We start from the raw sequence: 10,366 nt of genomic DNA, 5'->3' as shown, positions 1-10,366 counted from the left end.
GGCGTCAGCGCCGGGCCGCGTACGGCAGGAAGGCCGTCCAGGCGGCGGGGGTGAGGGCGAGGCGAGGGCCGTCGGGGTTCTTGGAGTCGCGGACGAGGATGTGACTCTCGTCCGGGGTGGCCACCTCGACGCAGTCGGGGCCGCTGGACGTGCTGTAGCTGCTCTTTATCCACTCCAGCTTCATGTCTCTCCAAGCACTTTCTCGATGAGGGCCGTCGACTCCCGCGGGCTGAGAGCCTGAGCCCGGATGATTCCATACTGGATGTCGAGGAGTTGCACCTCTTTCGGCTCCGCGATCACGCGGCTGATGTGCGCCACCTCAACGTGACCGACCGTGGTGCCATCTCCGAGCCGGAGCAACCTGAACGAGCCGTCGAGCCCCGAGTTCTCCTCGCGGCTCAGAGGCAGTACTTGCAGGTCGACGTTGTGGCACGTGGAGACTTCCAGCAGCCTTTCGAGTTGCTCACGCATCACCATCTTGCCTCCGATGGGCCGACGAAGCGTCGACTCACACTGGACAAAACTGAAGACGGCCTGGGCTGTCGCGTCGTTGAGGATTTCCTGCCGTGCTACGCGGGCCGCGACCTGCTGCTCCAACTGGTCGGTGGGGAAGGGCGGACGGCGGGCGCTGAGGACTGCCCGTGCGTACTTCTCGGTCTGCAACAACCCGTGGATGACGGAGTTGTTGTAGGCCCCCAGTTCCACGGCCTCCGCTTCCAGCTTCTTCAGGTCCCGCACTTTCTTCGGGTACCGGACCTCCGCCACGTCCTGCTTGAGGGCCGCGATCTTCCCGCCCGCCCCCAACACCTCGTCCGCGGCGTCCAGATATTCCGGCCGGGGAATCCGCCGTCCCCGCTCCACCGAGGAGACGAGCTCCTCCCCGTACCCGATGGCCGCCCCGAACTCCGCCTGGGTGAGGCCGGCCGACTCCCGCCACAGTTTCAGTTGCCGTACGACCGTACGCATGACGGCCCCGGCCTCTTCGTCGTCCAGCCCCGCTTCCCACCCGCTCATGAGCGTCGTCCTCCCGCCGCACCCTTCCCCGGACCAACTCCGGCCGCCCTGGCGAGTCACCCCGGGCAGCCCGGACAGAATCCGGACACCTCACGGACAGCCGTTGGTCGCACGGGCCGCCCTGCTTCACAGGCTAAACAGGACTGAACACGCTGAGTGATGTGAACGAGCACATCTCCACCCTCCATGTTCCGGTGCGCCGGTTCTGCGTCCCTCTCTCCGCGACCCGGCGCGGCGCCCGCCTCGGCCGGTTGCTGGCGACCGAGCAACTGCGCTCCTGGGGGCTGCCGCCGGACCCGGCGCGGCTGATCGTCGCCGAGTTGACGGCGAACGCCGTGCTGCACGGCAGGGTTCCCGGCCGGAGCTACCGGCTCGCTCTCGCGGTGACGGCCGGGGGTGTGCTGCGGATCGAGGTCACCGACACGCGCGGTGACGTCCTGCCGACCCCGAAGGCGGACGCCACCGGGCCGGCCGAGTCCGGCTACGGCCTGCTGCTGGTCGAGGAGTTGGCGGACCGCTGGGGCGTCCGCACCGGGCCGGCGCCGTGCAAGACGGTGTGGGCGGAACTGGACCCGGCCGGACGGCCGACGCACTTCGCACCGGAGCCCGGAAAGGCGTCGTCCGGTCATACGGGACCCGGGGCTTCGGGCGGTAAAAGACTTTAAGAACCCAGGGAAATTACCAACCAAACCAACCAAACCGGGCGTAGGTCACTCGGGTGGGTGAAACAGGCCGGTGTGACTGGCGCATATGCGGTTCGGACGTGCAGTCTCGGCCCGAGGCGAGTCACCGCCTCCGCAAGCCCGTACATACGTCGGCCCCCGCTGGGACTGCCATCCCGGTGCGAGGGCCTGACCAACGAAGAAGAGCAGGTTCTTCCCTTGGCTGAGAAGAAGCCTAACGCTGCGCCGCGTCCGATTCACGGTGTTCGGGGATCCGCCACCCCCTCCGGGGTCGTCCACGTACGCACGTACCAGTCCGGTCAGTACGTGGTCGTCGGCAATCACCTCGCCCAGCACCGCGAGCTGTCGCTGACCGCCATCGGACTGGCCACCCACATCCTGTCGGTGCCCGAGGGGACCCCCGTCGACATCCGCAGCCTCGCCGAGCGCTTCCCCGAGGGGCGGGAGCGGATCGCCTCCGCGTTGCGGGAGTTGGAGGCCCACGGCTATCTGGAGCGGGTGCGTGAGCACACGGAGTCGGGTCGTCTGGTCACGCGGACGTACGCCCATCACACCCCGGCGGCCGCGCGGAGTGCGGCGGCTTCCCCGGCACCTGTCCGCGTCGCGGGACGCGCCCGTACCCGTGCTCCTCATGCCGTGTCGGGGCCGCGTGTCGTGCCGGAATCCCCCCAGGGGGATGAGCAGGAGGATCAAGACGATCAGGACGGCGGCTGTCGGGCGGTGCCCGCACCGTTGCCTCCGCCTCCGCCTCCGCCTCCGTCTCCGCCCGCGCCCGAGGCCGCGGCCACTCCTCCGCCCACGCCCAGGCCCGCGCCCACGCCCGCTCCCGCCCCACCGGAGCAACACGGCCCCCGCGACCCCCAGTACGGCCGGGCCGTGGCGCTGCTCGCCGGGCTGCGGCGCGGTGACGACCGGCTCGTGCTGTCGCTGCGGGACGTGAACGTCCTGGCTCCCGGGGTCGTCGAGTGGCTGCGCAGGGGTGTCTCCGCCGTCGTCGTGCGGCACATGCTGGTGACCGGGCTGCCCACGGACATGAGACATCCGGCCGGCGTCATCGCCTACCGGCTGCGCACCCTGATGCCTCCGCCGCTTCCCGAGATCCCGAAGCCTCCACCGGCCGCGGCGATGGACCCGGCCGGTCCCGGACGCCGGGATCCGCTCCAGAACTGCGACGGCTGCGACCGCGCCTTCCGCGCCCCGCGGCCGGGACGCTGCCGCGACTGCCGGGCCGCCTGTCCGGAGGGCGCGGACGGTGCGGACGGTGCGGACCGGGGTGTGTGCGCCGCCTGAGACGGGCGTACGTCCCCCGGGAAGTTCGGAAGTTCTTCGAGCGGTCCGTAAGGATGCGGGGGACTCCCGACATATAAGGGGTGTGGAGACCTTGAAGACCCGGAGCGACCGTGAACGTGCCGCGCGGTTCACGGATCTGTATGTCCGTGAGCAACCGCGGGTGTGCGCCTACGTGCACCGGAGGCTGGGTGACCGAGGAGCGGCGGAGGAGCTGGCCGCCGAGGTCTTCCGCACCGCGTGGGAGCGGATGACGGACGGTCAGGACGTCGGGACCGGCTGGCTCTTCGTGACCGCGCGCAATCTGCTCGGCAACCACTACCGGGCCATGGCGCGGCTGACGGAGGTGCACCGCACCGTCGCCGACGCGCTGGGCCGCGCCCCGGCGTCGGAGCAGGACAACGCCGTGCTCGACGCCCTCGACCGGCTTGCGCCCGCGCACCGCGAGGTGCTGCTGCTGAGCTACTGGGACGGGCTCAGCGCCGCCGAAGCCGGTGACGTCCTCGGATGCAGCGCCTCCGCGGTGTGGGTCCGGCTGCACCGGGCCCGCAAGGCCTTCCGCGCCGCCTACCATCTGCCTCAGGAGTCAGTGTGATGCGTGTCAAAAGTCTGGTCAGGAACGCCAATCCGGTGCCGGAGGCGACGCACGAGGGCCTGTCGGCGCGCGCCGCCGGTGAACTCGCCGCGCTGGTCGGGTCCGAGAGCGCCGTGCCCGCCGCCGCCCCGCGCAGGGCCCCCCGGCGCGGGCTGCTGGTGGCCGCCGTCGCCTGCGCGGCCGCCCTCGCCGTCGGCGGCGTGAGCCTGCTCGCCCTGCACGACTCGGGCGGGCCCGGCAGCCACCAGGCCGGCGGTCCCGGCACCGGTCCGGGCGGGAACGCCATGGCCGACGAGCCGTACTACGGCCGGACCGCCGCGCTGGAAGGAGCGGCGAACGTGATCGTCCGGGCGCGGATCGGCTCCGGACGCCAGGTGTCGCTCGAGGGGGTGGACACGACGGTGGCCAGCGCGAAGGTGGTGGCGACCGCCAAGGGCGCGCCCTCGGGCGAGTCGATCGAGGTGGCCTACACGACACCCGGCTCCGGGCCGGAGACCACCCGGTTCACCGCCGGGCACGAGTACGTGCTGCTGCTCGACCGCGGCCCCGGCGGGCGCTACGTGCTGGTGAACACCACCCAGGGCTGGTACGAGGTCCGGGGCGGCGCCGCGGTCGCCGGGAAGGACAACCACGTGGGCCTGAGCCCGGCGGTGCGTGAGGCGCTGGGGCTGGCGGCGGCGCCGGGGCGGTGAGAGACGGAAGGGCGCCGGTGCGCCACGGTTCGGGCCGTGGCGCACCGGCGGATTGAGTGCGGTGCCGGCCGCGCACCGGCGGAGTGCGGTGCGCGGCCGGCCGCAGATCGGCGCGTGCGGTTCTTCTAGCGCGCGCGGTTCTTCGTGAGCCGCTGGGCGCGGTCGGCCAGCTGCCCGATCCTGCCCGCGCCGTCGAAGCCCGAGGCCGACACGGCCTCGACCTTGCCGTCCTGCTTCACCCCGTACAGCGCCTGGACCGGGTTGACCAGGTCGTACGGCTTGCCGCGGCCGTGGGCGGCCAGCATCAGGACGTACTTCGGGCCGCCCTTGGCGAGCAGGGTCGTGCCCGAGTCCTGGTACTTGACGCCCTTGTAGGTCCCGCCGAGCTGGCTGACCTCGATGACGTCACCGGCGGCCACGTGCCCGGCGAGCGCCCGGGTGACCTTCACCCGGGAGACGGTGACGACGACGGGATTCTCCTCGTCCGCCTCCTTGGCCTGCTTCTTCTCGGCGGGCGTCAGGCCGGCCTGCGGGTTGGTGGCGGGGTTGTCGCCGGCGGGCGCGTCGGGCAGCATCCTCTCCACCCGGCTGCCGAGCACGGTGCCCTCGACGACGACGTCGGACTTCTTGATGACCTCGTCGAGCGAGGCGTAGTCGGGGTAGTCCGCGGAGTAGGTCACGGTCTCCGCGGCCTTCGCGGATCCCGCCCCCTTCGCGGCGCCCGTACCGGCGTCCGCGGAGCAGCCGGCGGCGGCGAACGCGGCCGCCACCGCCGTCGCGGTGATGAGCATGTGCCGTCTCGCCATCATCACTTGTAGATCCTCTTTACCTCGGACTTGTCGTACGGCTGCGGCTTCTGGATCTTCGAGCGGTCGCGGCTGTGCTTCATCAGCGAGGCCTTGCTCGTGTTCGGGTTGTCGAGCAGGCTCAGGCTGTGCCCGAGCTCGTGCGTGGTGGTGCTGCGCACCCACTTGTCGTACTTGGGTATGGACTTGGTGTCCCGCCACAGCGTGGTGGCGTTGACCTTGATCTGGAACGACCGCTTCGCCCGGGTGCCGGACGGCGAGTACAGGCCGTACCAGCTGGCGCTGTAGTTGCCGGCCGTGAAGCTGGGCTTGGCGCTCGACTTCCGCTGGATGTTGGCGCCGACGCCGGCGCTGTTCCAGTTCTTGCGGCCGGTGTCGAAGTACTTGACCCACTCGCTGTTGACGCCGACGGTCTTCACACTGAACGACCGCTTGGGCATGCCCCCGCTGTAGTACGTCGCGTAGGCGGGTGCCGTTCCGGCCAGCGTGCCCGCCAGTGCCACCGCACCGCACGAGGCGAGGGTGAGCGACACACGCGCAACTCTTCGATGCAAGATTGCTCCTCCGTGAATCGAGCATGCGGCAGGGCCGATGCAGCCTCAGGGAAGGATTCGAAGGAAAACGGACGCGGACAGTCCTCAACGCGCCCGAAAATGTACTGGTTTCCCCCTTTGTGTTCCCCCGTCGACCGGCTGCCTCGCTCGTCTGCGCCGGGGTGTTCGGTCGATGCCCCGCACGCACCGCGATGCCTGCCTGTGATCACGACCAAGCCTCGCAGACGGCGCCGGCCCGGGCATCGGTCCCAAGCAGGAGCAAAGCGATCCTCCTTGGGGTCGATGACAGCCGCGCGGCTCAATCGCTCGTATGTTCTTATGTGTTGAGGCTGAAACTCGTCGGTGTGTCGGGAACATCCAGGGTGTATCGCCTCGTTGACTCCGGGTCTCTCTCAATCAGCGCTCTTGGAGGCCCAGTTGTCCGACATCACGCAGGCCGATTTGACGAGCCCCACGAGCCCCACGAGCCCGACGACCCCGCTGCCCTTGCTGCCGGCCCTGGGCGCGCAGGCCGCGCGGCTGATCGAGCTGGGGGTGCACGAGCTCGCCGGGCTGTCCGCCGCCGAGCTGCGGGACTTCGCGGGGGCCGTGGGGGCCGCACCGGCCGCGGAAGACTCCGGGGCCGGTGCGGGCGGGGACGTCCTGCTCGCCGTGCACCCGGACCGGGTCCCCGCCTCCGCCCTCGCGCCACTGCTGCGCCGGGAGGGCAAGCCGGGGTTCGTCGTCACCGACATGACCGACGTCGACCGGTTCGCTCCGCTCGGCACGGTCGCGCTGCCCGACGCCCCGCTCTACCTCCTCACCGGCCTGGACCGCGGCGACCGGATGGCCAACTGGAGCCCGGACGAGGCGCTGCCCGCCCTCACCGCCGAGGCCCGCACACCGCTGCTGCTCACCGAGGGCCTGCACTGGGTGCTGCAGCAGCCCCGGGTGCTGGAGCGCAACCACTGCTTCATGACCATCGGGTCCCGGCTGCGCAAGGCCAACGGCGCCCTGGACGCCCGCACCCCGGCCATCTGGATCAGCAACGGCACCGGACGGGACGGCCGCGAGCGCCGCGACGCGCCCAAGGTGGGCTGGTGCTGGGCGGGCAACCGGCACACCTGGCTCGGCTTCGCCTCCGCGACGGACCGCCGGGCCGGCACCCCGTGACCGCACCCCGCGAACCCGTGCACCCCCGCCCCGGGGCCGACTCGGCGTCGGTAAAGGCACGGCGGCGGCGGGCGTAGCGTAGAGGACATGACGAAGTACGGATCCTTCCCCGGTGCGCGTCCTCGTCGGCTGCGGACCACTCCCGCGATGCGGCGCATGGTCGCCGAGACCCGGCTGCACCCGGCCGACTTCATCCTGCCCGCGTTCGTGCGGGAGGGCGTGAGCGAGCCGGTGCCGATCGCCGCCATGCCGGGCGTGGTGCAGCACACGCGGGAGAGTCTGAAGAAGGCCGCCGCGGAGGCGGTGGCGGCCGGGGTCTCCGGGATCATGCTCTTCGGGGTGCCGGAGGAGTCCAAGAAGGACGCCGCCGGCACCACCGGCACCGATCCGGACGGGATCCTCCAGGTCGCGCTGCGCGACGTGCGCGCCGAGGTGGGCGACGACCTGCTCGTCATGTCCGACCTGTGCCTGGACGAGTTCACCGACCACGGGCACTGCGGCGTCCTCGACGCCGAGGGCCGGGTCGACAACGACGCCACGCTCGAGCGGTACGCCGAGATGGCGCAGGTGCAGGCTGACGCGGGCGCCCATGTCGTCGGGCCCAGCGGCATGATGGACGGGCAGATCGGCGTCATCCGCGACGCGCTGGACCGGATCGGCCGCGAGGACGTCGCGATCCTCGCCTACACCGCGAAGTACTCCTCCGCCTTCTACGGGCCCTTCCGCGAGGCCGTCGGCTCCTCGCTGCGGGGCGACCGCAAGACCTACCAGCAGGACCCCGCCAATCTGCGGGAGTCCCTGCGCGAGCTGGCCCTCGACCTCGAGGAGGGCGCCGACATGGTGATGGTCAAGCCGGCCGGCCCCTACCTCGACGTCCTCGCCCGGGTCGCCGACGCCGTGGACGTACCGGTCGCCGCCTACCAGATCTCCGGCGAGTACTCGATGATCGAGGCCGCCGCCGAGAAGGGCTGGATCGACCGGGACCGGGCCATCCTGGAGGCCCTCACCGGCATCAAGCGGGCCGGTGCGCGCAACATCCTCACCTACTGGGCCACCGAGGTCGCGCAGAAGCTGCGCTGAGAGATGCGCTGGGAGACCGGGGCCCGGTGCGCGGTCGCGCACGGGTGCCCCTCCAGCGACCTGGACACCGACGACGGTCCCTCGTCCTGCACGCCCTGACCGTCGCGGCAGCCGGCCAGCACGGCGGCGGCGAGAAGCACGAGCACCGCCGCCGCGAGGACACGGGCGCGGGGGGCGTGCGCGGGGCGCCGGCCGTCACGGGTGCGGGAGCCGTCCCGGGTACGGGTGCCGGGCGCGGCGGCGTGGGGGCCGCCACGGGTGCGGGAGCCGGTACGCGTACCGCTGCGGCTGCGGCTGCGGCTGCGGTTGCGGTTGCGGTTGCGGGTGCGTGCACGGATGGGGCGTGCGGGCATGGTCGATCCCCCTGTGGAACGGGCATCAGCTGTGACTGGTGTGGCGGACGCGTCTGGTCGCGCCCAGCTTGGCCGCACGGCCGTCCCGGCGCCACGGACGGCCGCGAATATGGGACGTCCGGACGGCCCGACGGCGTACCACCTGCGCCGACGCGGGTCACGCGGGACGCGGTCCGGGACGCGCCGCGGGGTCCTCACCGGGTGCCGCGCAGGGGGAGGGCCCCGACGGCGGAGGGGACGGCGAGTCCCCCGCGTCCGGCTCGACCACGCCTGGAGGGTGTCGCGCCCACTGCTGGAGGGTGCCGGCACGCGTCCGCCCTCCCGGCCCGGCCGGACGGTGCCGGTGGGGGCCGGGAGGGCGGACGGGTGAGGTCAGAGGCGCTCGGGGGTCCTGATGCCCAGCAGGGCCATGCCCTGGTGGAGCGTGCGGGCCGTGATGTCGCACAGGAAGAGGCGGTTCTCGACCTGCTGCGGCGTCTCCGCCTTCAGCACGGGGCACTTGTCGTAGAAGGACGTGTACAGCGACGCCAGCTGGTAGAGGTACGCGGCCAGCTTGTGCGGGGCGTACTCGGCAGCGGCCTCGCGGACCGTCTCCGCGAACGCGTCGACGTGCAGGCCGAGGGCCCGCTCCGCCTCCGTCAGCGCCAGCTCCGGGTGGGCCGCCGGGGCGGTCCCGCCGGCCTTGCGCAGGATCGACCGGATACGGGCGTAGGCGTACTGGAGGTAGACGGAGGTGTCGCCGTTGAGCGAGACCATCTGGTCCAGGTCGAACTTGTAGTCCCGGTTCGCCGACGTCGACAGGTCCGCGTACTTCACCGCGCCGATGCCCACCTGGGCGCCCCGCTCGGCGATCTCCTCCTCCGACAGGTCCTGGGCCTTCTCCCGGACCACGGCCGAGGCGCGCTCGATCGCCTCGTCGAGCAGGTCGACCAGCCGGACCGTCTCGCCCTCACGCGTCTTGAAGGGCTTGCCGTCCTTGCCCAGCACCGTGCCGAAGGCGAGCTGGTACGCCGTCACGTCGTCGTTCAGCCAGCCGGCCCGCCGCGCGGTCTCGAAGACCATCTTGAAGTGCAGGGACTGGCGGGCGTCCACCACGTACAGCAGCGTGTCCGCCTTGAGGTTGAACACGCGGTCGCGGATGGCCGACAGGTCGGTGGCCGCGTAGCCGTAGCCGCCGTCGGACTTCTGGACGATCAGCGGGACCGGGTTGCCGTCCGGGCCCTTGATGTCGTCGAAGAAGACGCACAGGGCGCCCTCGGAGCGGACCGCCACGCCGGACTCCTCCAGCATGCGGCAGGTCTCGGCCAGCATGTCGTTGTACCCGGACTCGCCGACGATGTCCGCGTCCCGGATCTCCATGTCCAGCTTCTCGAAGACGGAGAAGAAGTAGATCTTCGACTCGTCCACGAACTTCTGCCACATGGCCAGGGTGTGCGGGTCGCCCGCCTGGAGGTCCACCACCCGGCGCCGCGCCCGCGTCTTGAACTCCTCGTCGGAGTCGAACAGCTTGCGCGCGGCCTTGTAGAGGCGGTCGAGGTTCGACATCGCCTCCTCGCCGCTCACCTCGCCGGCCTTGTGGTCCAGCTCGTGCGGGTGCTCGTCGAGGTACTGGATGAGCATGCCGAACTGGGTGCCCCAGTCGCCGATGTGGTGCCGCCGGACGACGTTCTCGCCGGTGAACTCGAGCAGCTGCGCCACCGAGTCGCCGATCACCGCGGACCGCAGATGGCCGACGTGCATCTCCTTGGCCACGTTCGGCTGGGCGTAGTCGATCACCGTGGTGCCCGGGTGCTCCGCGCGGGGCACGCCCAGCCGGCCCTCGGGGTCGGCGGCCCGCGCGGCCAGGTTCCCGGTGATCGCCCGGTCGGAGACCGTGATGTTGAGGAAGCCGGGGCCCGAGACCTCGATGCCCTCGATCACGTCGCCCCTGGTCACCCGCTCGACCACCTGCGCGGCCAGTTCCCGCGGGTTGGCCTTGGCCTTCTTCGCCAGCGCCAGGATGCCGTTGGCCTGGTAGTCCGCCCGGTCGCTGCGTCGCAGCAGCGGGTCCGCGTCGGCGGCCTCCGGCAGGGCGGCCGAAAGGGCGTTCGCGAGGCGCTGGTGGACGGCGGACGTGAGGGACGTGACCGAGGCCATAGGAATGGGTGCCG

At 71.5% G+C, this 10,366-nt stretch carries 12 protein-coding genes; 6 read left to right on the top strand and 6 right to left on the bottom strand.

Annotated features, from left to right (window positions below):
• Nucleotides 1-4: 4 nt before the first annotated feature.
• The gene (locus ACI2LW_RS03820) at nucleotides 5-184 is read right to left on the bottom strand and encodes a DUF397 domain-containing protein (RefSeq protein WP_404729458.1); all 180 of its coding nucleotides are present in this window, start codon (nucleotides 182-184) and stop codon (nucleotides 5-7) included.
• Complete coding sequence (locus ACI2LW_RS03815; protein ID WP_404729457.1) at nucleotides 181-1,014, bottom strand: helix-turn-helix transcriptional regulator; 834 nt, start codon at nucleotides 1,012-1,014, stop codon at nucleotides 181-183. Before ACI2LW_RS03815 ends, ACI2LW_RS03820 begins: the two co-directional genes overlap by 4 nt.
• A 161-nt stretch (nucleotides 1,015-1,175) precedes the next feature.
• Here ACI2LW_RS03815 and ACI2LW_RS03810 point away from each other — a divergent pair, with 161 nt between their 5' ends.
• The 4 genes from ACI2LW_RS03810 (at nucleotide 1,176) to ACI2LW_RS03795 (ending at nucleotide 4,271) form a co-directional block, all read left to right on the top strand.
• Nucleotides 1,176-1,679, top strand: a complete 504-nt coding sequence (locus ACI2LW_RS03810) for an ATP-binding protein (RefSeq protein ID WP_404729456.1) — start codon at nucleotides 1,176-1,178, stop codon at nucleotides 1,677-1,679.
• A 324-nt stretch (nucleotides 1,680-2,003) separates the two neighbouring features.
• Nucleotides 2,004-2,987 (top strand): helix-turn-helix domain-containing protein, encoded by a 984-nt coding sequence (locus tag ACI2LW_RS03805; RefSeq protein WP_404729455.1) that lies wholly within the window; start codon nucleotides 2,004-2,006, stop codon nucleotides 2,985-2,987.
• Nucleotides 2,988-3,069: 82 nt separating this feature from the next.
• Nucleotides 3,070-3,579 carry an RNA polymerase sigma factor gene (locus tag ACI2LW_RS03800; RefSeq protein WP_404729454.1) on the top strand — a complete coding sequence of 170 codons (510 nt, stop codon included), beginning with the start codon at nucleotides 3,070-3,072 and terminating at the stop codon, nucleotides 3,577-3,579.
• A complete protein-coding gene (locus tag ACI2LW_RS03795; protein ID WP_404729453.1) occupies nucleotides 3,579-4,271 on the top strand; it encodes a hypothetical protein in 693 nt (230 codons plus the stop codon). Before ACI2LW_RS03800 ends, ACI2LW_RS03795 begins: the two co-directional genes overlap by 1 nt.
• A gap of 125 nt (nucleotides 4,272-4,396) precedes the next feature.
• On the opposite strand, the gene ACI2LW_RS03790 is transcribed toward ACI2LW_RS03795, so the two are convergent.
• Together ACI2LW_RS03790 and ACI2LW_RS03785 are read right to left on the bottom strand one after the other, a co-directional pair.
• Nucleotides 4,397-5,080: a hypothetical protein gene (locus ACI2LW_RS03790; RefSeq protein WP_404729452.1), complete on the bottom strand. Its 684-nt coding sequence runs from the start codon at nucleotides 5,078-5,080 to the stop codon at nucleotides 4,397-4,399.
• Nucleotides 5,080-5,631, bottom strand: coding sequence for a hypothetical protein (locus tag ACI2LW_RS03785; RefSeq protein ID WP_404729451.1), 552 nt, complete (start codon nucleotides 5,629-5,631; stop codon nucleotides 5,080-5,082). The genes ACI2LW_RS03790 and ACI2LW_RS03785 overlap by 1 nt, the downstream gene beginning before the upstream one ends.
• Nucleotides 5,632-6,057: 426 nt before the next feature.
• Here ACI2LW_RS03785 and ACI2LW_RS03780 point away from each other — a divergent pair, with 426 nt between their 5' ends.
• Complete coding sequence (locus ACI2LW_RS03780; RefSeq protein WP_404729529.1) at nucleotides 6,058-6,783, top strand: DUF5701 family protein; 726 nt, start codon at nucleotides 6,058-6,060, stop codon at nucleotides 6,781-6,783.
• 87 nt (nucleotides 6,784-6,870) lie between these two features.
• Entirely contained in the window at nucleotides 6,871-7,863 is a 993-nt protein-coding gene (hemB, locus tag ACI2LW_RS03775) for a porphobilinogen synthase (protein WP_404729450.1), read from the top strand.
• On the opposite strand, the gene ACI2LW_RS03770 is transcribed toward hemB, so the two are convergent.
• Both ACI2LW_RS03770 and argS read right to left on the bottom strand, forming a co-directional pair.
• Entirely contained in the window at nucleotides 7,827-8,216 is a 390-nt protein-coding gene (locus ACI2LW_RS03770; protein WP_404729449.1) for a hypothetical protein, read from the bottom strand. The genes hemB and ACI2LW_RS03770 overlap by 37 nt on opposite strands.
• 372 nt (nucleotides 8,217-8,588) lie before the next feature.
• On the bottom strand, nucleotides 8,589-10,352 hold the full coding sequence (argS, locus tag ACI2LW_RS03765) for an arginine--tRNA ligase (RefSeq protein ID WP_404729448.1): 1,764 nt from the start codon (nucleotides 10,350-10,352) through the stop codon (nucleotides 8,589-8,591).
• Nucleotides 10,353-10,366 lie beyond the last annotated feature (14 nt).

It is taken from the genome of Streptomyces sp. NPDC004065 (assembly GCF_044903565.1).
Taxonomy (GTDB): Bacteria; Actinomycetota; Actinomycetes; order Streptomycetales; family Streptomycetaceae; genus Streptomyces.
Note: the sequence above shows the minus strand (reverse complement) of the source record. Positions and strands in the feature narration are given on the sequence as shown.

Bases quoted from the DNA above. Each gene is read 5' to 3' on its own strand.
- ACI2LW_RS03820 (WP_404729458.1), bottom strand. From the start codon at position 184: ATGAAGCTGGAGTGGATAAAGAGCAGCTACAGCACGTCCAGCGGCCCC.
- ACI2LW_RS03815 (WP_404729457.1), bottom strand. From the start codon at position 1,014: ATGAGCGGGTGGGAAGCGGGGCTGGACGACGAAGAGGCCGGGGCCGTC.
- ACI2LW_RS03795 (WP_404729453.1), top strand. From the start codon at position 3,579: ATGCGTGTCAAAAGTCTGGTCAGGAACGCCAATCCGGTGCCGGAGGCG.
- ACI2LW_RS03790 (WP_404729452.1), bottom strand. From the start codon at position 5,080: ATGATGGCGAGACGGCACATGCTCATCACCGCGACGGCGGTGGCGGCC.
- hemB (WP_404729450.1), top strand. From the start codon at position 6,871: ATGACGAAGTACGGATCCTTCCCCGGTGCGCGTCCTCGTCGGCTGCGG.
- ACI2LW_RS03770 (WP_404729449.1), bottom strand. From the start codon at position 8,216: ATGCCCGCACGCCCCATCCGTGCACGCACCCGCAACCGCAACCGCAAC.
- argS (WP_404729448.1), bottom strand. From the start codon at position 10,352: ATGGCCTCGGTCACGTCCCTCACGTCCGCCGTCCACCAGCGCCTCGCG.